The following is a 23806-nucleotide window of genomic DNA, read 5'->3' as shown; positions in this document are numbered from 1 at the left end:
CATGGATCATTTTGAATACCGCAACGGGCAACTTCACGCCGAAAACGTCGCCATCGCCGACATTGCCCGCGCCCACGGCACGCCGTGCTACGTTTATTCCCGCGCCACGCTGGAACGCCACTGGCACGCTTTCAACGATGCCTTCGGCGCACAGCCACATCTAGTGTGTTACGCGGTCAAAGCCAACTCGAATATCGCCATTCTCAACCTATTTGCACGTTTGGGTTCGGGCTTTGACATCGTGTCAGCGGGGGAATTGGAGCGGGTATTACGTGCGGGCGGCGACCCCGGCAAGGTGGTATTTTCCGGCGTTGGCAAAAAATCCGCAGAAATCCGTAAAGCGTTGGAAGTCGGTATCCGCTGTTTCAACGTCGAATCCGAAGCCGAGCTTGACCGCATCAACGCGGTAGCGGGCGACATGGGCAAAATCGCGCCGATTTCCTTGCGCGTCAACCCCGACGTGGATGCACAAACCCACCCCTACATTTCCACCGGCCTGAAAGAAAATAAATTCGGCGTTGAAATCAGCCGCGCCGAAGAAATTTACCTGAAAGCTGCTGCGATGCCACACCTGAATGTGGTTGGGATTGACTGCCACATCGGTTCGCAATTGCTGACACTTTCACCTTTCATGGACGCGCTGCAACGGGTGCTGGCACTGGCGGAACGCCTCGCCGCACAAGGCATTAACGTGCATCACCTCGACATCGGCGGCGGCTTGGGCGTGCGTTACCGCGAAGGTCAAGAAGCCCCCAGTCCAGCGGATTACATGGCACAACTGTTCACCGACGAACGCCTGCGCCAATACGAAATTTTCGTCGAACCGGGTCGGGCGATTGCTGCCAACGCCGGGATTTTGGTGACAGAAGTCGAATTTCTGAAACTCGCGGAATACAAAAACTTCGCCGTCGTCGATGCGGCGATGAACGACCTGATCCGCCCTGCTCTGTATAGTGCTTGGCAGGAAATCATCCCCGTGATACCGCGTGAAGGCGAAACTGCCACCTACGACATCGTAGGGCCAGTGTGCGAAACAGGCGACTTCTTGGGCAAAGAACGTGACTTAAACATCCAAGCGGGCGACTTACTGGCAGTACGTTCGTCCGGTGCGTATGGTTTCACGATGGCTTCTAACTACAACACCCGTCCGCGTGCTGCGGAAGTGATGGTGGATGGCGATACGGTGTATGTGGTACGCCTGCGCGAAACGCTGGATGATCTGTTACGTGGGGAAAGTGTGCTACCCGCATGATCTGGGAACTCGCGTTACAGTCGCACCCTGCCACACCCTGCCCCGCTATCCACACCTTAAATGTCACGGTGGAACGGCTGGCAGATGGCAGCTTACGCCTGCACTACACATTACGCGGCGACCTCGCGCAAGTACGCATCCCCGCACCACAACCGCCCGTTTTTACTGACGACTTGTGGCAACACACCTGTTTCGAGGCATTCGTCGCCGTCCAAGGTGAAACCGCCTACCGCGAGTTCAACTTTTCCCCATCCAGCCAATGGGCAGCCTACGCCTTCAGCGACTACCGCCAGCCAGTTGAATCACCTCTCCTTCTTGCCCCCTTCCCCCCCTGCGGGGGAAGGGCTGGGGATGGGGGGGAATGTTCGGAGCAAGATAGCCAATCCACCTATCAACTGGATGCCACCATCCCATCCACTGCCCTGCCCGCCGCCGCGCCGCTACAACTCGCTCTCACCGCTGTCATCGAACTCACCGACGGCAGCAAATCCTACTGGGCGTTAAAACACCCCGGCGAACGCCCCGACTTCCATCACCGTGACGGATTTACCCATGAAATTTGGTCTTGATCGCCTCCTCGAAGACGTAACCCTGCGCACCCCGTTAATCGGCAAGCGCGTGGCATTGCTGGCACACCCCGCGTCGGTCACGCCCGACCTGACGCACGCACTCGACGCACTCGCTGCCATGCCAGAAATTACCCTGACTGCTGCGTTTGGCCCGCAACATGGCATCAAAGGCGACAAGCAAGACAATATGATGGAATCGCCCGATTTCATTGACCCGCAACATGGCATCCCGATTTTCAGTTTATACGGGGAAGTGCGCCGCCCTACCGACGCGATGATGGCGACATTCGATGTGCTGCTGGTGGATTTGCAGGATTTGGGTTGCCGCATTTACACCTTTATTACCACCTTGCGCTACGTGTTGGAAGCGGCGGCGCAACACGGTAAAGCGGTGTGGGTACTCGACCGCCCCAATCCGGCAGGTCGTCCGGTGGAAGGTTTAACCTTGCGTGACGGTTGGGAAAGTTTCGTCGGTGCGGGTGCAATGCCGATGCGCCACGGCATGACAATGGGGGAACTGGGTTTATGGTTTATCCACGAACTCAAGTTGGATCTGGATTACCGCGTAATTGAAATGCAAGGCTGGCAACCGGATGCCGCCCCCGGTTACGGCTGGCACATCGGTGAGCGCGAATGGATTAACCCCAGCCCCAATGCCCCCAACCTGTCGATGGCACGTTGCTACGCCGGCACGGTCATGCTGGAAGGCGCAACCCTATCCGAAGGGCGCGGCACAACCCGTCCGCTGGAGCTGTTCGGCGCACCCGATCTTGATGCGCGCGCCATCATTAACACCATGCAAACCCTTGCGCCGCACTGGTTAAAAGGTTGTTTATTGCGCGAATGCTGGTTCGAGCCAACCTTCCACAAGCACGCGGGTAAGTTGTGTGCAGGTGTGCAAATCCATGTCGAAGCTCCACATTACGACCACGCCGCCTTCCAACCTTGGCGAGTGCAAGCATTGGCGTTCAAAGCCATTCGTCAGCTTTACCCCGATTACGACCTATGGCGCGACTTCCCGTATGAATACGCTTTCGGGAAACTGCCCATCGACGTGATTAACGGCTCGCCACTGTTGCGCGAATGGGTGGATAATCCGCAAGCCACCCCCGGCGATTTGGACGCACTGACCTTGCCCGACGAACAAGCGTGGGCAATAACCCGCGCACCCTTTTTGTTGTATTGAACTAATGAACCCAATCCTCTGGCGTTGCCCCCTATGTCACGACCCGCTTAACCAAACAGGGCGCACCTTTACCTGCGCCAACCGCCACAGTTTTGATCAAGCAAAAGAAGGTTACGTGAATCTGTTGCTGGTTAACCGCAAGCATTCCACCGACCCTGGCGACAATAAAGCGATGTTGGAAAGCCGTCGGCAATTCCTGCAACAAGGCTTTTACGCACCACTGGCGGCGGCGTTGAGTACAACGATTCGTGAGCATTTTCCTGACCCGGCACAGGCATTAACGCTGTTGGATGCCGGTTGCGGGGAAGGTTATTACCTCAACCAATTGGCGCAAATCCTCGGCGCAAACGTGCAATATTACGGCACGGATATTTCTCGTGCGGCGATGCGGATGGCAGCAAAGCAATACCCGGTGATGCAATTTGCAGTAGCATCGAGCTTTGCTGTGCCGTTGCCGGATGCTTCGGTGGATGTATTGGTGCGGGTGTTTGCGCCTGCGTCAGAGGCAGAAATTACCCGCGTGTTAAAACCGGGCGGCCTGTATTTGTGGGCATATCCGGCGGCACAGCATTTGTTCGAGCTGCGCCAGTTGATTTATGATGCGCCGCAGCCGCACAGCGTTGAAGTGTTACCGCCACTGGAGGGAATGCAGCAATGCCCCGCGCTGGCAGTCAACTACCGTGCCACGTTGCCGGATCAGGCGAGTATTAGCGCGTTGTTGCACATGACCCCGTATTACTGGTCAGCCAGTGCGGAAAAACAAGCGCATTGCCAACAATTACCCCAGTTGGATTTAACCGTGGATTTTGCGGTGACTGTGATGAAAAAAGAGAGCCTGTAATGTCCAAAAAACGTGAAATTCCCGTCTTTGCGCACCCCCTGATTGAAACCCACTGCCACTTGGACTACCTCGAAGGTGAGCGACTGGAAGCCGCATTACAAGCCGCGCACGCCGCACGGGTTGAGCGGATTATCACCATCGCGGTTTCCCCCGATAATCTCGACAAAGTGATGGCACTGGCACAGCAGTACCCACAAGTATGGGGCACACAAGGCATTCACCCGCACGATGCCAACGATTACAGCGACACAGTGGATGCGCAAATCCGCGTCAATGCCTTGCATGAAAAAATCCTCGCGATTGGTGAAATCGGGTTGGATTACCACTACGACTATTCGGATCGGGCGAAACAGCGCGACGCTTTCGAGCGACAGTTACAAATTGCGGTTGATCTGGCATTGCCGATTGTGGTGCATACCCGCGAATCCGACGACGATATGGAAGCGATTTTACGCAACTTCGTCGGGCAAATGCCCAAACGCGGGGTAATTCACAGCTTCACTTCCGGGCAAGCATTGGCGGAATATTGCCTTGGGGAAGGTTTCTGTCTAGGCTTTAACGGCATTAGCACCTTTAAAGCAGCGGACAATGTGCGCGAAATTATTGCGATAACCCCGGTTGAACAGATTTTGTTTGAAACCGACGCGCCGTATTTGACCCCAATTCCCTACCGTGGGCATAAAAACGAGCCGAAATACCTGCCGTTTATTGCCGAACACGTCGCCTTGGTGAAAAACGTGCCGCTGGAAACACTACTACCGCAAGTGTGGAAAAACAGCGTGGACTTATTTTTTGCAGGCGCGTAACACACTCATCACGGAAATTTGCATTCCTGCCCTGCTGTGCTCTAATCCCTGTTTAGCCTAATCAGGAGCTGCCTGTGTACCGTTTGTTGGAACAACGCCTGCGTGAAATTGACACCCACCGCCTGCACCCTTACCTGCGCAACGCCCGCACCGGTTTGGAAAAAGAAAGCTTGCGCGTCAATGACAGTGGGCGACTGTCGCAACGTGATCACCCCACGATCTTCGGTTCCGCCCTCACCCACCCGTGGATTACCACCGATTACGCCGAATCGCTGCTGGAATTAATCACCCCGCCGCAAGCTCGTGCCCATCACGCGCTGGATTTCCTGCTCAATATTGAAACCTTTGTCTATCAGCAGCTCGATAATGAATTGCTGTGGACAACCAGTATGCCGTGCGTATTAGCCGGTGAAGCTGACATTCGCATTGCCGAATACGGTACTTCCAACGCAGGGCGGATGAAACACGTTTACCGCCAAGGGCTGGCTTGGCGTTACGGCAAAGCCATGCAAGTGATTGCGGGGATTCACTTTAACTACTCGATTGACGAAGCGTTTTGGCAACCTTGGCAAGCCTTACAAGGCGATACCCGCGAATTACGCCAATTCCGTGACGACGCTTATATGGGGATGGTGCGTAACTTACAACGTTACGGCTGGTTGATTATTTACCTGTTCGGCACATCGCCCGCCATCTGTAAAAGCTTTTTAGCCGGTCGCGCCGCGCCGCCGGGGATGGAAACCTTTAATGAGCACAGTTTGTACGAACCGTTCGGCACATCTTTGCGCATGGGTAACATTGGCTACACCAACAGCAAGGAAAACAAAACCGGCGTAAAAGTAAGCTACGATAGCCTTGATACTTACGTTGCCAGCTTGCGACGTGCGATTGCCACGCCCTGCCCGCATTACGCCGACATTGGGGTAAACGTCGCAGGTGAATACCGCCAATTGAACGCCAATATTCTGCAAATTGAAAACGAATACTACAGCACCGTGCGCCCCAAGCAGCCGCTCAATCGTTTCGAGAAACCCACCGACGCGCTGGAACAACGCGGCATTGCTTACGTGGAATTGCGCTCTGTTGATGTTAACGCTTTTCACCCGGCTGGCATTACCCGCAAACAACTGGCGTTTTTAGAAATCTTCATGCACTTTTGCTTGTTGCAAGACAGCCCTGCAATCTCCGATGCGGAATTTAACGCTATCAATAGCAATCAAATGTTAACCGCGCACCGGGGACGTGACCCACAAGTGATGCTGGATTGCCAAGGTAAAGCATTGCCACTGCTCGAATACGCCAACGATTTATTGCAAGCCATGCGCCCGGTAGCGGAATTGCTGGATACCGTTCACGGCGAACAATCCTACAGCGCGTGCCTCGATAAGCAATTACAGTTAGCCGCACAACCCGATAGCACGCCTTCCGCACGGATGCTGGAAGAAATGCAGCAAAATCACGAAAGCTTTTTTGATTTCGCCCAGCGTAAATCTTTGGAACATCGGGATTATTTTCTCCAACGCAGTTTAGAACCCACGATTAAACAAAGTTTTGAAGACATGGCGCGAGATTCACTCCAGCAACAATACACTCTGGAACAAGCGGAACAACTACCGTTCGCACAGTTCCTTGAAGCTTATTTTTCTGGCGATTTTCACGCCAATAAAAATTAACAACATAATCAAGCGATTTTAGTTACCAGCGAGAAGAAACTGGGGTACACTGCAACTAACTTGCCTGATACTTGAAAGTTTTAGTGCGCTGTAAGATGAGACATCATTAGCCACCATTTACTCCAAGTCTCAAAGCGCGTAACAAATCGGGTCAGTTGGCCGATCGTTATCAGGTAATTCGTGTGACTGGTTACCTCTTAATGTATTTTTCAGACAGCACATGATTTTACGAGACGATAAACAGTGAATATCTACGTTGGCAACCTGCCCTACAAAATCACCGATACTGACATGCGCGAACTGTTCGCAGCTTATGGCGAAGTATCAAGCGTTAGCATGGTTAAGGATAAAATGACAGGGCAATCTAAAGGCTTTGGCTTTGTCGAAATGCCTAATGATGCTGAAGCTGCTGCTGCCATTCAGGGGTTGAATGAAAAAGCGGTTCAAGGCCGCAACATTAAAGTTAACGAAGCAAAACCACGCGAAGATCGCCCACGCACAGGTGGCGGTGATCGCGGCGGCTTCCGTCCACGCAGCAATGATGGCGGTGGTTACGGCGGCGGTTACGGCGGTGGTCGTGACGGCGGCGGCTTCGGTGGCGGTCGCGGTGGTGATCGTGGCGGCGACCGTGGTGGTGATCGCGGCGGCGACCGTGGTGGTGATCGCGGCGGCGATCGCGGCGGCGATCGCGGTGGTTTCCGCAAGCGCGAATTCTAATTCGCCAAGGCTGACAGGCTATCCTGTCAGCCTATTTTCTATTTCACCACACCTGCTGGTAAACGCTTCGGCGTGCTCACACAAATATGCTTATTGCGACCTGTTTCGCCACTTTTGATCTCTACTTGTGATTTCGCTACTCCGCACGCTTTAGCAATAAACTTCACTAAATGCTCATTGGCTTTCCCGTCAACCGGGGGTGCTGTAATTCTTACCTTGATCCGCTCTTCCTGAATTTCCGCAAACGCATCACTGCTGGCTTTCGGCTGCACCCGCACAAACAGGTGCAACACTTCGCCTTCCCAGCGGTAAAAATCCGCCACGCTATAAACCGTAAGACTGGAATATAATCAGCACCACGTACAGCAACAAAATCGCCACCATCGGTGCAAGATCCACCATGCCGATTACCGGCACAAAACCGCGAATCCGGCGCAATAACGGTTCAGTCAAACTATTCAGCAAGTCTGCCAGCGGATTCCCGTAAGTATTTCCCACCCAACTCAGCACTGCCTGCACCACCAACGCAAAAATGTAGATATGAATAACGGTACGAATCACTTCCAGCACCGAGAACACCACAATCCCGAATAAATCCGCGCCGCCACCTTTTAAACCTAATAGCAACAAGACTTTAATTACCGTCAAACCCACTGCTAACACCACCGCAGCAGTGTCGACCTTACCCATTGCCGGAATCATCCGCCGCATCGGAACCAATACCGGATTGGTAATTTTCACCAAAAACTGCGATAACGGGTTGTAAAAATTAGCTCGTGCTAACGCTAACAATAAACGCAGCAATACCGCGCCGATGTACAACGAAAACAACGTGTCTACCAAAAAAATACCGACATTTTGCAAAGCACTCATGGGAAATCCTCTTAGCTATTCGCCGCTGCTAGTTCACAAGAACGCTTTTCAGCCGCTTGCAACGCCTTACCAAACAACGCCGTTAACTCGCCATCGTTTAACACGTGCAGCGCGGCTTCAGTCGTACCACCTTTGGAAGTCACTTTGCGGCGTAATTCCGCAGGCGGGTCTTGGCTTTCCAATGCCAATTTGGCAGCACCAAACGCGGTTTGCACCACCAGCAAATGTGCATCTTCTGCACGGATACCCAACTGTTCAGCCGCCGCTTGCATCGCCTCCATCACGAGGAAAAAGTACGCGGGGCCACTGCCTGAAACTGCCGTCACCGCATCCAGCTTACCTTCATCCGCAAACCACAAGGTAATTCCTACTGCACGTAAAATACTTTCAGCGGTACTGCGTTGTAATTCAGATACTTGCGGATTCGCGTATAAACCCGTGGCTCCGGCTTGCACCAAGGCGGGCGTATTCGGCATACAACGCACAATCGGCATATTACCGCCCAACCAAGCATTCAGGGCTTGCTCACGAATCCCCGCCGCGACAGAAATAATCAACGGGCGACTGCGCTGCGCTTGCTCTGCCAAGGTTTTTACAACCTCCCCCATCACCTGCGGTTTCACTGCTAATACCACCACGTCTGCGCCCTGCATGGCTTCGCTATTGTCGGTGCTGGTAAAAACCGTAGGCCAGTGCTGGCGAATCGCATCCAGTTGACGCTGATCAGGGTCAGCCACGCGCAAGCTGACATTCGCTTGATCTTGCAACAACCCAACAATCAAACTACGCGCCATATTGCCCGCACCGATGAACGTAATTGTGGTCGGCTTTTGTGCCAATTTTGGTGTTTCCATAGTCGTTTTGTGCCTGTCCAGTGAATTTCGTAGGATAATGGGTGCTAGTTTACAACCTCCAAGGGTCATAATGGAAAATTTGCTGTTAATTGCCATACTCGGCGCGGGCGTGTGGTTCTGGATCGACTCAATGAACGCCCGCGAACGCGCCATCGCAGCGGCAACACGCGCCTGCCAGTCCATCAATGTGCAACTGCTGGATCAAACGGTTTCGCTGGAAAGCCTAAAACCGGCACGAAATAATGCTGGGCACTTAGTGTGGCGACGCACTTACGGATTTGAATACAGCATACAAGGTGTGGAACGCCGGAGCGGACGGGCGATTTTGCGTGGGCGTGTGCTGGAACAAGTGCAGTTGGATAGCGACAGTGGCACAACGATTGAGCAGCATGAATAATACTGCCCAATCTTTATATCTATTGTGAGTTTTCGATTACAGCCAATCGTTTTTCCAGCGCTTCGAGCTTTTCGCGAGTGCGCAGTAACACTGCTGATTGAATATCAAACTCTTCGCGTGTCACCAGATTCATTTTTTGCAAACCGCCTTCGAGCAAACCACGCATATTTTTTTCCACGTCTTCTTGCATGTGGCGCACGGGTTCAGGCAGGAGCGCGGAAAGTTTTTTTGCTAAATCATCAAGGTTGCCAAAGTTTTGCATGGGGAATCTCCTCGTGTCGTTAGATGAGCCGAATTGTAGCATTACAACACACAAATGAGAGGCTGATCTTTGCATTGGTGCATCAGGTAACGCTAATGCACTTATATCGTGCATTTAGGTGTGCGTAAGGGGGCTTGTAATGATACGAAAATGATGTGTTTTTACCACATTGTCTGTATTTACCACGTCCTCATTGATTTTTTCAGGGTTGGCACGGCAATTGCTTTGTAATCATCGTTAAACAATTTTGGTTTTCTTAAACAGGAGATAGTGAGATGAAAAACGGCGTATTGTTAACTGCAACATTATTGGGTTCTTTGTTGATCAGCGCACAAGCTGTTGCAGGTGCGTCTGCTAACATCGGTGCTACTAGCAACTACATCTGGCGTGGGTTAACACAATCTCAGGATCGTGGTGCGTTTTCAGGTGGATTGGATTACGAAGCAGAAAATGGTTTATATGTTGGCACATGGGCAAGCGGACTCGGTGGTCACGGTCTTGGTGAAGAAGTCGACGTTTACGCAGGCTACGCGAAAGAACTTCCTAATGGATTCGCTTATGACGTTGCTGCCACCACTTACCAATATCCAACTGCAACAGCCGGAAATGCGCATTTTGAAGAAGTTTCATTGAAAGGTAGCTACGGTATTGCTGAAGCTGGTGTGGCTTATACTGTGAGTTCAAAGGACGACACCACCGCAGAATTCAGTAAAGGCGACAAGTACTACCACATCGGTGTAAACAAGGAACTTGCAAATGGGTTCAGCGTTGGTGGCACTGTAGGTAAATATGATTTTGACGATGCTGCGGGTGATGATTACACGCATACTCAAATCGCTTTAACAAAATCATTCAAAAAAGCAGGCGATTTTGTGTTGGCAGCAGATAAGCCAAGTGGTCGCGTTGGCGTTACTGATACCAAGGTGTCCCTGTCTTGGACTAAATCTTTCGATTTCTAAGTCTGTCCTGTTCGCCCCGCCTGTCATGGGTGGGGTTTCTATTGCAAGGAGTGATCTCTTATGAAAATGGTTACAGCCATTATCAAGCCATTCAAACTCGACGATGTACGCGATGCTTTGGGTGACATTGGTGTTAAAGGCATTACCGTCACGGAAGTGAAAGGTTTTGGTCGTCAAAAAGGCCACACTGAACTGTACCGTGGCGCAGAATATGTGGTTGATTTTCTGCCAAAAATTAAGTTGGAAGCAGCCGTTGCTGAGTCGCAAGTCGAGCAAGTGATTGAGGCTATCACGAAATCGGCGAATACCGGCAAGATTGGCGATGGCAAGATTTTCGTTACGTCGATTGAGCAAGTAATCCGCATCCGTACTGGCGAAAGCGGCACAGACGCACTCTAAGGGGGACTTATGATGAACTTACGTTTTGGTTGGATGTTGCTGGTCGCCCTGTTGGGGTTTTCTGGCATCGCCTTAGCTGATCCTGATCCAGCGGCAGCAGTTCCTGTACCGGATAAAGGCGATACCGCGTGGATGATGCTTTCTACGCTGTTGGTTATTTTAATGATTATTCCGGGCTTGGCACTGTTCTACGGTGGCTTGGTTCGCGCTAAAAACATGTTGTCCGTTTTGGCACAAGTTTTCACTATTTTCTGCGTTATTGCGATTCTGTGGGTCGTTTATGGCTACAGCTTGGCCTTTACCGATGGTGGCAGCTTGAATAGCTTCGTCGGCGGTTTGAGCAAAATGTTCCTCAAAGGTGTGGATACTGCGGTTACTGTCGAAACCTTCAGCAAGGGCGTGGTTATTCATGAAATGATGTTCATGGCATTCCAATTGACCTTCGCAGCTATCACCGTTGCCCTGATCGTAGGTGGTTTTGCAGAGCGCATTAAATTCTCTGCTCTGTTAGTGTTCTCTGTATTGTGGTTCACCTTCTCTTACCTGCCAATGGCACACATGGTGTGGTTCTGGGGCGGCCCTTCAGCGTATGACGCTCCGGCTGGCTTCTTGTTTGCGAAAGGTGCTTTGGACTTCGCGGGTGGTACAGTCGTACACATCAACGCGGCAATGGCAGCACTGGTAGGCGCAATCGTGGTCGGCAAGCGCGTAGGTTACGGTCGTGACCCGATGCCACCACACAACTTGGTCATGACCATGATCGGCGGTTCATTGCTGTGGGTTGGCTGGTTCGGCTTCAACGCTGGCTCTAACTTGGAAGCAACTGGCACCGCAGTGTTGGCAATGGTTAACACCATCGTTGCTACCGCAGCCGCTGCATTATCTTGGATGTTCGCAGAATGGGTATTGCGTGGCAAACCTTCCCTGTTGGGTGCGGTTTCCGGTGCGGTTTCTGGTCTGGTTGCAATCACTCCAGCAGCTGGTTTTGCAGGCCCGATGGGTGCAATCGCATTGGGTCTGGTAACAGGTGCAGCATGTTTGTGGGGTGTTACTGGCCTGAAACATATGCTGGGCTATGACGATTCCCTCGACGTATTCGGCGTACACGGTATCGGCGGTATCATCGGTGCAATCGGCACGGGTATTCTGGTCAACCCAGCATTGGGCGGCTCAGGTATCTTTGACTACGCTACCGGTGCAGTGGCTGAATACAGCAGTGCGCAAGTCATCAATCAGTTATGGGGCGTAGGCGTAGCCATCGTTTGGTCGGGTGTAGTGAGCTTCGTATTGTTCACCTTACTCAAAATGACCATCGGTCTGCGGGTTTCTCAAGACGAGGAACGCGAAGGTCTGGATACTGTTTCCCACGGCGAACGCGCTTACTCTTAAGCGAAATGAGCAACTGACTTCTCCGAGTCGACTTGAGGCGGGTAATTCCCGCCTCTTTTCTTTGTGGAACGCCTTTAAAAATCCCCGCCAATTCACTGCCAATTAAGCTTGTGTCTTGTTTATTAAAGCCACAATAAACCCAAGCATATTGGGGTGGACTGGCTTAATACGATGCAAAAAATAATCTGGCTCCTGTTGGGTGGCTTAGTCATAGTGGTCGGGCTGGGCTTGGTTCCGTTACATCAAACCACTATGATCAAAGCGACAGTTGCTAAAACATTGCCTAACGGTGCGCAATTCGTGCCGAGCGAATGCTGGTTTACCAATACCACGAATTTGTCAGTATCTTGCGGCTGGTTACACACCGCCCCACCACAAACCGGTGCGCCTTCTGCGTTTCGCCTCCCTGTTGTCATCATGCGTCATGCCGGATTGGGGCATCAGCCTGATCCTTTGGTGTATTTAGCCGGTGGCCCCGGTTCTGCCGCATGGCTGGATAAAGACGGGGTGGAAAATCATTGGCTGGCGTGGTTTGAGCAAAAATACGCGATGAAACGCGATCTTATCTTGTTTGACCAGCGCGGCACTGGCATGAGCGAACCTGCGTTAGGTTGCCAAGCGTACCGCGATTTAAGTGCGAGTGTTTTATCCAACCCCGGCACGCCAACCGACAACGCGCGACGTTACCTCGAAGTCAGTCAACAATGCCAAGAACAGTTAACTCAAGCCAAGCAACCATTAAATGAACTGGGCACGCATCTCAGTGCGCAAGATGTCAACGATCTCCTGACCCTGCTGGATTATCAGCAAAGCAATTTACTCGGCGTTTCCTACGGCACGCGCTTAGCACTCGAAATCCAGCGTCGCTTTCCAGAGCGAGTGCGCAGTTTAACGCTCGACTCGCTTTACCCGCTGGGTGAACACCTGTTACGCGATTGGCCGGAATTGTTAAATAACAGCCTGCAACGTCTGTTTCAGTATTGCACGGCGGATGAACGCTGCCTGCTGGAAAACGGTGATATTGAAGCCCGCTACCACGCGCTGATGGCACAACTACGCACCACACCGTTGCGGATTCCGGTCGCGGATTTGCAATTGGGGAATCTGCAAGAGCTGCAACTCAATGATGAAATTTTGCTGGCAATGCTGTTCGACGCGCAATACAACAGCCATCAATTGAAATACTTACCGAGTTTTATCCGCCATTTGCAGGAAGGCCGCATCGACTTAGCGCGGGAATATATCAACAATTACCTCTATCACCAGTTTGACGCGGCATTTCGTGAGCCGGTTTTCTGGGCAGTGGAATGCAGCGATAATCCGGCAATTTCGCGCGATAGCATGGTGGCGAAAGTCGACACTTACCCACACCTGCGTTACTACCTGCCTGCCGATTACGATATGTGCAGCGTGTGGAATAAAAACCGCCAACACCCCGGTTTACAAGTCAGCGCAGAGCGGCTTACCGTCCCCAGTTTGATTTTATCGGGCGAAGACGACCCGATTACCCCGGCGGCATGGGCAGCCAAAGCTGCCACCAAACAATTTGCTGAGGACTCCACCTATTTGTTCCGGTTCAGCGGAATTGCGCACAGCGTGCTCGACAACAAACCGTGCGCCAGTGATTTATTTATCGGCTTTATCAACGACCCTGCGCAACGCCCGCGTGCGGATTGTCGGCTTGATAAACCACAGGATTAACAGCCGTCATTCCACTTATCGCGATTTGCTTGAGCTAGGCTGGCGGACACCGCAAAATCGGGGAATTATCACCACGAAAAATACCAATAATGAGTCTTGCCGTCGTTTATAGCCGCACTAATAGCGGGTTAGATGCTCCCTTGGTGAGTGTTGAAGTCCACCTTGCCAACGGTTTACCGAGCTTTTCCATTGTCGGTTTACCAGAAACCGCGGTGAAAGAAAGCCGTGACCGGGTACGGGCGGCATTGACGAATTCCGGGTTCAATTTTCCGGTGCGGCGCATTACCGTCAATCTCGCGCCCGCCGATATTCCCAAAGATGGCGGACGCTTCGACCTGCCCATCGCGATTGGAATGCTTGCCTCCAGCGAACAAGTCGCCACCGAAACCCTGCAAAACTACGAATTCATTGGGGAATTATCCCTAGGCGGACACTTGCGCCCGGTGCGTGGCGTATTACCTACGGCGTTTGCAGCGTTGCAAGCCGGACGTGCTTTGATCGTGCCGCAGGAAAATGCCGCCGAAGCCAGTTTAATCCGGGGCTTAAAAGTATTTGCGGCTCAACACCTCAGTGAAGTGGTCGAACACTTGTACGGTTCGCAACCGCTGGTGCGCTGGGAACAGGCGATTGAAACCCGTGAAATCCATTACCCGTTTGATTTAAGCGATGTTAAAGGCCAATTCATGGCACGTCGCGCCCTCGAAATTGCAGCAGCGGGCGGGCATAACCTGCTCATGGTCGGGCCACCGGGAACTGGCAAAACCATGTTAGCCAATCGCCTCGCAACCATTTTGCCGCCACTCAATGAGACCGAAGCCTTGGAATCGGCGGCGATTGCCTCGATCAGCCATCACGGTTTTGATGCCTGCAACTGGGGGCAACGTCCGGTGCGCGAGCCGCATCACACTTCATCCGGGGTCGCGTTGGTGGGCGGTGGCTCGCAAGTCAAACCGGGGGAAATTTCTCTGGCACATCACGGCATTTTGTTTTTAGACGAACTCACCGAGTTTGACCGCAGCGTGCTGGACGTACTGCGCGAACCGCTAGAAACCGGCAAAATCACCTTATCGCGTGCCGCACGTCAGGCGACTTACCCCGCACGCTTTCAATTGGTTGCCGCAATGAACCCTTGCCCGCAAGGACGCACCTGCGATTTACGCGACAACTGCGAATGCAGCCCCGAACAGCAACGCCGCCACCGCAATCGCATTTCCGCACCGTTTCTGGATCGGATTGACCTGCAAATCGAAGTACCACGGGTTAAACAAGACGATCTTCAATCACTTAAACAAGGCGAAAGCAGTGCGCAAGTACGCACACGGGTCGAAACCGCCCGCCACCGCCAGCAACAACGTCAAGGAAAAATCAATAATGCCCTGAGCGGGCGTGAAGTGGATGTGCATTGCCTGTTGACCGAAAAAGACCAAAAGCTGTTAAACGCGGCAATGGAACGTTTCAAACTGTCGGCGCGCGCTTACCACCGCATTCTCAAAGTCGCCCGCACCATCGCGGATTTGGCGACCAGTGACGACATCCGCACTGCGCATTTAACCGAAGCGTTGAGCTATCGCGCGTTGGATCGTTTAGCCGCGCTGTAACAACGCATCCAGTTCGGCTAAACGCTCTGGCGTGCCAATATCGCGCCAGTCACCGCTGAACAGTTCACCACTAACGCGCTGTTGCTGCATGGCTTCGCGCAATAACGGAGCTAACGGGCGTTTACCGTAAGGCAAATCAGCAAACAACGCCGGGTGGTAATAACCAATGCCGCTAAAGGTGTAACGCACCGCCCCTTCGCTGGCAACACGCGCTTGCTGCAAAGCAAAATCACCGTGCGGGTTGTGTTCGGGATTATTCACCAAGACCAAATGCGCCAGATCATTGCCCGACAATGCACGCGGCAAACACGGGTAATCACACCATACATCGCCATTCACCACCAAAAACGGCGCGTCGCCCAACAACGGCAACGCTTTCACAATCCCGCCTGCGGTTTCCAGCGCACCTTCTTGTTGCTCGTCGGAAAAGTGCAAACGCACGCCCCATTGTGCGCCATCGCCTAAGGCTTGCGGCAATTGCCAGCCAAGGTGCGCGGTATTAATCACAATCTCGTGAAAACCGGCAGCAGCAAGTTTTTCAATATGCCACACAATCAGCGGTTTACCGCCAGCAGGTAATAAAGGTTTAGGGGTGTGGTCAGTCAGCGGGCGCATCCGCGTGCCCAGACCGGCGGCTAGAATCATCGCTTTCATCGTCATTACCTAGGCGGGAATATGCACTGTGCCAATCCGTTGCGGAATGCCAGCCTGACGCATCCACTCCACCAACTCGCTTGTTTCGTGGTAACGCGAACCGATTTCCAGCACGTAACTCAATACCAGCGGTAAGTCGTTCAGATACCCGGCTTTGCCATCGCGGTGATATAAGCGGGCAAAAATACCCAGCACCTTCAAATGGCGTTGTAACCCCATCAGGTCAAACCAACGCTGGAAATTATCCGCATCCACCGGGGGAATCGTGCCCTGCGAAATCGCCTCTTTGCGGAAGCAATCAACCCACACCGCCACTTGGCTTTGCGGCCACACCACGTAGCAATCGCGCAATAACGACACCAAATCGTAAGTTGCAGGCCCTAATACCGCATCCTGATAATCAATAATGCCGGGGCTGTCGTCGCCCGTAATCATTAAATTGCGCGAATGGTAATCGCGGTGCACAAATGCTACCGGCTGCCCTACCGCTTCTTCCACCAAGGCTTCAATGGTGTGGTTAATCAAATCGTGGGGAATTTCATCATCCGAAAAACCCAAATGCGTGCTTAAAAACCAATCCGGCATTAACTGCATTTCAGCGCGTAACATACGCTCGTTATACGCAGGTAAATGATCACAATCCGCCTGCTGCAATTGCAACAAAGCGTGTAATGCATCAGCGTACAAATTATTCACGGTTTGCGGGCTTAATGCCTGTAAATACGGGGTATTGCCGAGGTCTTCGAGTAATAAAAAACCATCGAGCAGGTTTTGTGCCAAAATCGTGGGTGCATGAACGCCCTTGGCTTGCAAACGCCGCGTAATATCGACAAACGGGCGTACATCTTCTTTATCGGGGGGGGCATCCATACAGATTGCCGTGCCATCCACAGTACGCGCCCGGAAATAACGCCGGAAGCTCGCATCCGCCGACGCGACTTCTAACAGCGCGTGTTCCCAACCGGGAAGGCTGTGAACCCATTGGGTTAATTGCTCTAAACGGACATCCTGTGTCATAACGTTGGCGACCGACATGCGCACTCCGCAACTTTGCTGCAAAGCTTTATCCTAGCACGGGTAGCTTGCTACAGTTTGAACAATAAAGCATCAATATTTATGGTAGATACACAGAATTTATGGCCAACGCCCGAATACCAACAGCAAGTAGAACACCTGCGTGCCGCCATTGGGCAGCCGTTATACCTCGTTGAAATAGATACCACCGAGATCAATGCAGGCGTTAAATTCCCGCATAAACCCCTGACATTATTGGGAATCGTGGATTTCCCACAACCTGACCCTTACCGCCAATTAAGCCCGCACCTGCTAATCCTTGATGACGGGCGCGGGGTCAATTTAGGGCGTATTGCGCGGATCAGCTTCAACAGTGCTTATTCACCGCCACCACAAGATGTGCTGTTTATCAATAAAGAATTTGTAACGGATTTGTTACTTGCACCGCGCAGTTTGAGTCACGCCTCAGTAGCCGCAACCTCGCGAGCCTTACTAGCGCAGTTGTTTGGCGATGTGCCGGGGCAGTTGCTGGCGCAATTACCGCAGTCCTGAAATTCAGCAAATGGGTGTCACTCAGCATACCAACTTTCACTTTCGCCGTGTTCTTGTAACAGCTTCACCATGTCATTGACGTATTGCTTGAGGTATTTGTTTTTCAACCATGCCACGTGCGTCGACGAGCGTGGAAACAAATGCGATAAATCACGCAGCACCAGCTCATCATCGTGAATGTGGGAATACGCCATTTTCGCAATAATCCCCGCCCCAAAACCCAAGCGCACGTAGCTAATAATGACATCGGTGTCGGTGGCGGCAAACGTTACATCCAAACGCAAACCCGCCGCCCGAAAGGTTTCGTGGATTTTAGAACGTCCGGTAAAACCAAAGATGTAAGTTAGCACCGGATGTTCGGCAATGCGCTCCAAAGTGAGTTTGCCTGCCGCCAACGGATGGCCTTCGGGCAATACCAGACCGTGATTCCAGTCGTAACATTTGCGGCTTTCTAGGCCACTGTCTTTGTCCAGCTCTTCGGTGCATACCGCAATATCTGCTTTGCCATCATGAAGCATTCGCACCAGTTCCACGGGTGTACCTTGCAAAAAGTGAATGGCGACTTCCGGGTAACGCTGGCGAAATTCCAGCATGACTTCGGGCAGAAAATACTTAGCTTGCGTATGCGTGGTCGCGATACGAATTTCACCACGGGTTTGCAAGCGGTAATCGTCCGCCACCGCCCGAATGTTTTCCAACGATTGTTCAATGCGGTCGAGTTCTTGGACGATGGCTTTGCACACCGGCGTTGGCTCAACCAGCCGCTTCCCCCTGCGTTCAAACAACGGCATTCCCAACTCTTCTTCCAGCAACCCCAATTGGCGGCTCACGGCGGATTGCACAATGTAATGCTGATCAGCGGCACGCGAGACATTCATGCCGTTATTCAACAAGGTTTTGAGAAGACGTAACTGGAACAATTTCATTCTTTATCGCTTTTCAAGATAACTATATCGAATTATAGCGTTTTTTATAATTTACGCATTGCAGCATAATCGCCAGCAACGAAAGACTACCAGAGGTTAACCTCATGAGCATTCTCCACAAAATCATCGGTCACGCGGAAATCAGCACCTTAGAATTGCTGTTGAGTGGTGCGTTTGCCCCGTTACGCGGCTATTTGAATCAAGCGGATCACAGCAGCGTTTTGCAACACAATCGGCTGAGCAATGGCACATTATGGCCTCTGCCGCTGGCATTAACGCTGACACCCGCAGAAAAACGCGAAGCACAACTCAGCGGACGCATAGTCTTAGTGGATGCAACAGAACGCCGCGCTATTGCAGAAGTTGAAATCGACAGCTTTTACCGCTTGCCTCCAGACATGCTGGCACTCGCGCAAGCTTTTGATGCTAGCCGCACGCTGGATACTTGGTACGTCAGTGGCGCAGTCAAACCTTTACAGAAAATACTCCACCCTGCATTCAACAGCTTGCGGTTTAACGCCCCTGCTGTGCGGCATAGTGTGCAACATTGGAACAGCATTATCGCCGTGCAAGCGACACCGACGCTCGATCCAGCGGATTTGCAACAAGCCTGCACATGGTTAACCGACACGGAAACCGGCGGTGGTTTGTTGGTACAAATAGGCGTGAATGAAACCGCCCCCGATTTCCACGAGCGCGTGCGAGACTTGCGCAATCAGGTGAAATGCACCGCTGCCCGTCAAATCAAACTCTCCCTGTTACCGTGCGTGGAAGGCTTGGGAGAAAAGCGTTGCCTGCTGTTGCAAGCATTGGTGAGCCGGAATTACGGTGCGACAGGCTTTGTGGTGAGCAACCACGTATCACCCGAAGCTCGCCGCTGGCTGTTACAACACCACGATGAAATTGGCTTAGAAATCATTCCGGTACGAGCGAATCGTGCTCAACTGGCGAAGCGATCTAATAGCCATCCCCTTTGCAACGCAGCCTGAAACTCCCTTCCTCTCTTCAGGTTGCGCGATCCGGTGCGAGCTTCGGCTCGCATTTTTTTACCGGCGGTATTCACTCCAAAGTGAATGTGACTTTCAAGGAAAAATCCCAGCGGGCTTTGTGAATATCCGGCGGAAATGGCAATGCACCAGAAACCGCATTCACCGCTTGCAACGCGGCCTTATCCAGCCATTCATTCCCAGAACTCTGGCTCACCCGCGCCCCCATCACCGTTCCAGCGGCGGATAGAGTAAACGCTACCGTCACGACCCCTTCAATTTCCGCTTGCTCTGCCATACGCGGATATTGCTTACGTGCTGCAATCAACCGCTGTAACTTGGCGCGGTAAGCCGCTTCTGCCGCACCGTTATTTACCGGAACTGGCGCGGGTGTTGGTTTTGCTACCGCTGCAACAGGTGCTTGCGCAGGCATTACCGGGCGCGGCGGCGGAGTCACCACAGGTGCGGGCGTAACAACCGCAGGTTGCGGTGTCGGAGGTGGTGTTACTTCAGGTTTTGTTTCAGGCTTAGGTGGTGGTTTTGGCGTTGGCTTTTCAACCACTTTTTTAGGCGGCTTAGGCTTTTCCGGTGGCTTGGGTAAAGGTTTCGCAACCGGCTTAGGTGGCTGAGGTTTAACCGGGACTGGCTCAGGTGCAGGCGGTGGCGGCGACTCAACAGGTGGCGCGGGTGCAGGCTGAAACTGCGTCAATGACAAGGTAACAGGTTGCGGAACCGCTGGCTTTTCCAGCACATCCTGCCACAACAATAACGGCAAAGCGACGACGACCAGCGCGGTATGAAACAGCGCGGACGTGGCAAAACCCGTAAAATGGTACTTCACGGGGCTTGCTCAGTTTGGATGGAAAGCTGCTCAAATTGCTTGGCTTTCAGCACATCCACTACGCTGATGAAATGCTCAAAAGCCGCCACTTTATCCACCCGCAACTGCACTGGTGTAGTGTTGAGATGCGCATCCAGCTTCCCGCCCAAATCCGCCGCCGTTACCAAATTACCTTCAAAGAAAATCTGGTTCTGCGCATTAATAGCAATTTCCAACACCTTCTCATCGCTACTCGCCTGCTGACTTTGCTCCGCCTTCGGCAAATCCACCGGGATCAAACCCTGCGAAATAAACGACGCAGTAGTCAGCACAATCGCCAACAGCACCAGCATAATATCAATGAAAGGAATCATATTGATTTGGTCAAAGCGTTTCATGCGCCTTTACCATCCTTCCACGCCTGCCAGCAGGCGGTCAGCACTTCGACTTTGCGTAGCAAACCGTTGTAAAACAAGATCGCCGGAATCGCCACCAACAACCCCGCTGCTGTCGCTTTCAACGCCAACGCCAACCCCAACATGATGGTATGCACCTCGATCTTGCCGCCCTGCCCCATTGTGTAAAACGTCACCAGAATCCCCAGCACCGTCCCCAACAGCCCCACGTAAGGCGCGTTCGAGCCAATGCTGGAAATGGTGGTGAGGTTACGGGTCAGGTCAATTTTCAGGGTTTCGATATGGTCGAACTGCTGCACCTTAACGCGGTTGAGGTAGAGGTAACGCTCAATCACCAACGCGAGCATGATGAAACTCATCAAACCGAGTGTGCCGAGTACCAGATAATCCAAATTGGCTTGTAGAAATTCCATTCGTTACCCTCAATAAACATTGCGGAGCAGTATAAACCACGCCCCGCTGTTTTGTTTATCCCCTCCCGCAGTGCCACCTCGTACAGATCACCGCCGCCGTTTAAGTAGAGATTATGCATCTGAACTTTCAACCAACTAAATGTCGACAATATTCGTTTATTGTGCGGATTTTGTAGCGAATATTGAGAGTTTTATATAATATTGTCTTACAATTTCGCCGCTAGGAATACTTATACATGAATAATGAAACACCAAAGGTCATTTACACACTGACGGATGAAGCGCCACTGCTGGCGACTTGCTCTTTGCTACCGATTATCCGCACCTTTGCATCAGGCGCAGGCATTGAAATCACCAAAAGTGATCTGTCACTACCTGCACGTACCCTTGTCGAGTTCTCTGACTATCTGACAGCAGCGCAACAGGTATCTGACGATCTGGGGATTCTGGCGCAACTGACGCAAGAACCAGATAGCAACATCGTCAAGTTACCTAATATCAGCGCATCTGTGCCGCAACTGGTAGCGACGGTCAAAGAACTGCAAGCCGCAGGCTACCCACTGCCGGATTACCCCGAAGACCCGCAAACCGAAGAAGAAAAGACCCTTCTGCGCCGTTATTCCAAAGTACTGGGCAGTGCGGTAAACCCAGTGCTGCGTGAAGGCAACTCGGATCGGCGCGTACCCGCCGCCGTCAAACGTTACGCACAAACTTTTCCGCATGAAATGAAAGAGTGGAGTCAGGCTTCACGCACCCACGTTTCGCACATGCATCACGGTGACTTTTACAGCAGCGAAAAATGCCTGACGCTGGATCGTGCCTGCGATGTCAGCATGGATTTGGTGACGAACAGTGGCAAAACCATTGTGCTCAAGCCCAAAGTTTCCCTGCTGGAAGGCGAAATCATCGACAGCATGTTCATGAGCAAAAAAGCCCTGTGCGAGTTCTACGAAAAGCAGATTGAGGACGCGAAAGAAACGGGCGTGATGTTCTCGTTGCACGTCAAAGCCACCATGATGAAAGTGTCGCACCCGATTGTGTTCGGCCACTGCGTCAAGATTTTCTACAAAGAGCTGTTTGAAAAACACGCGCAGTTGTTCAAGGAATTGGGTGTCAACCCGAACAACGGCATGAGCAGTGTGTATGAAAAGATTGCCACGCTGCCGACCTCGCTGCGTGAAGAAATTGAGCGCGATATTCATGCCTGCTACGAACACCGCCCGGAACTGGCAATGGTGGATTCAGCCAAAGGCATTTCCAACCTGCATTCCCCCAACCATGTGATCGTGGATGCCTCAATGCCAGCCATGATCCGCAATGGCGGCAAAATGTATGGCCCGGCGGGTAAGTTGAAAGATACCAAGGCAGTGATGCCGGAAAGTACTTTTGCGCGTATTTATCAGGAGATCATCAATTTCTGTAAAACCCACGGCTCTTTCGACCCGCGCACGCTCGGTACTGTGCCGAACGTCGGTCTGATGGCGCAAAAAGCCGAAGAATACGGTTCACACGACAAGACGTTTGAAATTCCCGAAGATGGCGTGGCACGTATTGTCGACGATCAAGGCAAGGTCTTGATTGAACAAAACGTGGAAGCTGGCGACATCTGGCGTATGTGCCAAACTAAAGATCTGCCAGTGCGCGACTGGGTGGGTCTGGCAGTCAGACGAGCGCGTGAATCCCAATTACCTGCCGTGTTCTGGCTGGATGAGTACCGTCCGCATGAAGCCGAGCTGATCAAGAAGGTGAAAACTTACCTGAAAGATTACGATCTGACGGGGGTAGATATTTGCATTATGTCACCCCTGCGCGGGATGCGTTTCAGTCTGGAACGGATTATTCGTGGCAAGAGCACGATTTCCGTGACGGGCAATATTTTGCGCGACTACCTGACTGACTTGTTCCCGATTATGGAAGTGGGTACGAGTGCCAAAATGCTATCAGTTGTCCCCTTGATGAAAGGCGGCGGTTTGTATGAAACCGGTGCGGGTGGTACTGCGCCGGTATTGGTGAAGCAATTGTTGGAAGAAAACCACCTGAGCTGGGATTCTCTTGGTGAGTTTCTGGCACTGACGGTTTCGTTTGAACAGGTAGCCAGACAATACGGCAGCAATAAAGCCAAAGTGCTGTCGGTCACGCTGGATGAGGCCATTGGGAATGTGTTGTTGAGCGATAAATCACCGAAGCCGCGCACGGGCGAGTTGGATACACGCGGCAATCACTTCTATCTGGCGATGTATTGGGCGCAAGCACTTGCCAAGCAAACCGAAGAGCCAGAAATGGCGGCGCATTTCGGCAAGTTGGCGGCAGTTTTGACGGAAAATGAAGAAAAAATTCTGGCAGAGCTGAAGGACGCTCAAGGGCATCCTGTGGATATTGGCGGCTATTTCTACGCTGATTCTGCCATGACCAAAGCGGTGATGCGTCCGAGTGCGACGTTCACGAATGCGATTATGGCGGCACGTATGCCGGGTTTTAGTGCGGCGGAACTGGACGCGCGGCACTGACTGATGCCGATGGTATAAGCCTCAAAAAAAGGGTGTGTCAAA

At 52.3% G+C, this 23806-nt stretch carries 26 protein-coding genes; 16 read left to right on the top strand and 10 right to left on the bottom strand.

Annotated elements, in window-relative coordinates:
• The first annotated feature begins 1 nt into the window (after position 1).
• The 7 genes from lysA to J9260_RS01915 all read left to right on the top strand — a co-directional run bounded on the left by lysA (position 2) and on the right by J9260_RS01915 (position 7044).
• Entirely contained in the window at positions 2–1252 is a 1251-nt protein-coding gene (gene lysA / locus J9260_RS01945) for a diaminopimelate decarboxylase (protein ID WP_210219384.1), read from the top strand.
• A complete protein-coding gene (locus tag J9260_RS01940; RefSeq protein ID WP_210219383.1) occupies positions 1249–1821 on the top strand; it encodes a DOMON-like domain-containing protein in 573 nt (190 codons plus the stop codon). The genes lysA and J9260_RS01940 overlap by 4 nt, the downstream gene beginning before the upstream one ends.
• The gene (locus J9260_RS01935) at positions 1805–3007 is read left to right on the top strand and encodes an exo-beta-N-acetylmuramidase NamZ family protein (RefSeq protein ID WP_210219382.1); all 1203 of its coding nucleotides are present in this window, start codon (positions 1805–1807) and stop codon (positions 3005–3007) included. Before J9260_RS01940 ends, J9260_RS01935 begins: the two co-directional genes overlap by 17 nt.
• A 4-nt stretch (positions 3008–3011) precedes the next feature.
• On the top strand, positions 3012–3848 hold the full coding sequence (locus tag J9260_RS01930; RefSeq protein ID WP_210219381.1) for a putative RNA methyltransferase: 837 nt from the start codon (positions 3012–3014) through the stop codon (positions 3846–3848).
• Positions 3848–4654, top strand: coding sequence for a TatD family hydrolase (locus J9260_RS01925; protein WP_210219380.1), 807 nt, complete (start codon positions 3848–3850; stop codon positions 4652–4654). The genes J9260_RS01930 and J9260_RS01925 overlap by 1 nt, the downstream gene beginning before the upstream one ends.
• A 74-nt stretch (positions 4655–4728) precedes the next feature.
• Positions 4729–6327, top strand: a complete 1599-nt coding sequence (gshA, locus tag J9260_RS01920; RefSeq protein ID WP_210219379.1) for a glutamate--cysteine ligase — start codon at positions 4729–4731, stop codon at positions 6325–6327.
• Between the two features lie 243 nt (positions 6328–6570).
• Positions 6571–7044: an RNA-binding regulator gene (locus J9260_RS01915; RefSeq protein ID WP_210219378.1), complete on the top strand. Its 474-nt coding sequence runs from the start codon at positions 6571–6573 to the stop codon at positions 7042–7044.
• Between the two features lie 38 nt (positions 7045–7082).
• Here the strand turns inward: J9260_RS01915 and J9260_RS01910 are convergent, their stop codons facing one another.
• Genes J9260_RS01910 through proC form a run of 3 tightly spaced genes read right to left on the bottom strand, consistent with a single transcriptional unit; the run spans position 7083 to position 8771 of the window.
• Entirely contained in the window at positions 7083–7367 is a 285-nt protein-coding gene (locus J9260_RS01910) for a DUF167 family protein (RefSeq protein ID WP_210219377.1), read from the bottom strand.
• Between the two features lies 1 nt (position 7368).
• Positions 7369–7917, bottom strand: coding sequence for a YggT family protein (locus tag J9260_RS01905; RefSeq protein WP_210219376.1), 549 nt, complete (start codon positions 7915–7917; stop codon positions 7369–7371).
• An 11-nt stretch (positions 7918–7928) separates the two neighbouring features.
• The gene (gene proC, locus J9260_RS01900; protein ID WP_210219375.1) at positions 7929–8771 is read right to left on the bottom strand and encodes a pyrroline-5-carboxylate reductase; all 843 of its coding nucleotides are present in this window, start codon (positions 8769–8771) and stop codon (positions 7929–7931) included.
• A 70-nt stretch (positions 8772–8841) separates the two neighbouring features.
• Between proC and J9260_RS01895 the strand changes: the two genes are divergently transcribed.
• Positions 8842–9168 (top strand): DUF3301 domain-containing protein, encoded by a 327-nt coding sequence (locus tag J9260_RS01895; RefSeq protein WP_210219374.1) that lies wholly within the window; start codon positions 8842–8844, stop codon positions 9166–9168.
• Between the two features lie 19 nt (positions 9169–9187).
• Here J9260_RS01895 and J9260_RS01890 read toward each other — a convergent pair whose 3' ends face one another.
• On the bottom strand, positions 9188–9430 hold the full coding sequence (locus tag J9260_RS01890; RefSeq protein ID WP_210219373.1) for an accessory factor UbiK family protein: 243 nt from the start codon (positions 9428–9430) through the stop codon (positions 9188–9190).
• Positions 9431–9705: 275 nt separating this feature from the next.
• On the opposite strand from J9260_RS01890, the gene J9260_RS01885 reads away from it, so the two are divergent.
• From J9260_RS01885 to J9260_RS01865, 5 genes are all read left to right on the top strand, one after another.
• A complete protein-coding gene (locus J9260_RS01885) occupies positions 9706–10389 on the top strand; it encodes a TorF family putative porin (protein WP_210219372.1) in 684 nt (227 codons plus the stop codon).
• A 60-nt stretch (positions 10390–10449) separates the two neighbouring features.
• Positions 10450–10788, top strand: a complete 339-nt coding sequence (locus J9260_RS01880) for a P-II family nitrogen regulator (protein WP_210219371.1) — start codon at positions 10450–10452, stop codon at positions 10786–10788.
• Positions 10789–10797: 9 nt separating this feature from the next.
• Complete coding sequence (locus J9260_RS01875; protein ID WP_210219370.1) at positions 10798–12177, top strand: ammonium transporter; 1380 nt, start codon at positions 10798–10800, stop codon at positions 12175–12177.
• 171 nt (positions 12178–12348) lie between these two features.
• A complete protein-coding gene (locus tag J9260_RS01870; RefSeq protein WP_210219369.1) occupies positions 12349–13878 on the top strand; it encodes an alpha/beta hydrolase in 1530 nt (509 codons plus the stop codon).
• 89 nt (positions 13879–13967) lie between these two features.
• On the top strand, positions 13968–15476 hold the full coding sequence (locus J9260_RS01865; protein ID WP_210219368.1) for a YifB family Mg chelatase-like AAA ATPase: 1509 nt from the start codon (positions 13968–13970) through the stop codon (positions 15474–15476).
• Here J9260_RS01865 and murU read toward each other — a convergent pair.
• Complete coding sequence (gene murU / locus J9260_RS01860; protein ID WP_210219367.1) at positions 15462–16130, bottom strand: N-acetylmuramate alpha-1-phosphate uridylyltransferase MurU; 669 nt, start codon at positions 16128–16130, stop codon at positions 15462–15464. The genes J9260_RS01865 and murU overlap by 15 nt on opposite strands.
• A 9-nt stretch (positions 16131–16139) precedes the next feature.
• Positions 16140–17165: an aminoglycoside phosphotransferase family protein gene (locus J9260_RS01855; RefSeq protein WP_246499584.1), complete on the bottom strand. Its 1026-nt coding sequence runs from the start codon at positions 17163–17165 to the stop codon at positions 16140–16142.
• Between the two features lie 81 nt (positions 17166–17246).
• Here J9260_RS01855 and J9260_RS01850 point away from each other — a divergent pair, with 81 nt between their 5' ends.
• A complete protein-coding gene (locus J9260_RS01850; RefSeq protein WP_210219366.1) occupies positions 17247–17696 on the top strand; it encodes a hypothetical protein in 450 nt (149 codons plus the stop codon).
• 17 nt (positions 17697–17713) lie between these two features.
• Here J9260_RS01850 and J9260_RS01845 read toward each other — a convergent pair whose 3' ends face one another.
• Positions 17714–18622, bottom strand: a complete 909-nt coding sequence (locus J9260_RS01845; RefSeq protein ID WP_210219365.1) for a LysR substrate-binding domain-containing protein — start codon at positions 18620–18622, stop codon at positions 17714–17716.
• Between the two features lie 104 nt (positions 18623–18726).
• On the opposite strand from J9260_RS01845, the gene J9260_RS01840 reads away from it, so the two are divergent.
• Positions 18727–19611: a bifunctional sulfate adenylyltransferase/adenylylsulfate kinase gene (locus J9260_RS01840; RefSeq protein WP_210219364.1), complete on the top strand. Its 885-nt coding sequence runs from the start codon at positions 18727–18729 to the stop codon at positions 19609–19611.
• A 70-nt stretch (positions 19612–19681) separates the two neighbouring features.
• Here the strand turns inward: J9260_RS01840 and J9260_RS01835 are convergent, their stop codons facing one another.
• The 3 genes from J9260_RS01835 to exbB are packed head-to-tail and all read right to left on the bottom strand — an operon-like array spanning position 19682 to position 21257.
• Positions 19682–20449, bottom strand: a complete 768-nt coding sequence (locus J9260_RS01835; RefSeq protein ID WP_210219363.1) for an energy transducer TonB — start codon at positions 20447–20449, stop codon at positions 19682–19684.
• Positions 20446–20826, bottom strand: coding sequence for a TonB system transport protein ExbD (gene exbD / locus J9260_RS01830; RefSeq protein ID WP_210219362.1), 381 nt, complete (start codon positions 20824–20826; stop codon positions 20446–20448). Before exbD ends, J9260_RS01835 begins: the two co-directional genes overlap by 4 nt.
• On the bottom strand, positions 20823–21257 hold the full coding sequence (gene exbB, locus J9260_RS01825; RefSeq protein ID WP_210219361.1) for a TonB-system energizer ExbB: 435 nt from the start codon (positions 21255–21257) through the stop codon (positions 20823–20825). Before exbB ends, exbD begins: the two co-directional genes overlap by 4 nt.
• 236 nt (positions 21258–21493) lie before the next feature.
• Between exbB and J9260_RS01820 the strand changes: the two genes are divergently transcribed.
• Positions 21494–23764: an NADP-dependent isocitrate dehydrogenase gene (locus J9260_RS01820; protein WP_210219360.1), complete on the top strand. Its 2271-nt coding sequence runs from the start codon at positions 21494–21496 to the stop codon at positions 23762–23764.
• Positions 23765–23806 lie beyond the last annotated feature (42 nt).

Source organism: Thiothrix unzii (genome assembly GCF_017901175.1).
Taxonomy (GTDB): Bacteria; Pseudomonadota; Gammaproteobacteria; order Thiotrichales; family Thiotrichaceae; genus Thiothrix; species Thiothrix unzii.
This window is presented reverse-complemented; position numbering and strand designations above follow the sequence as displayed.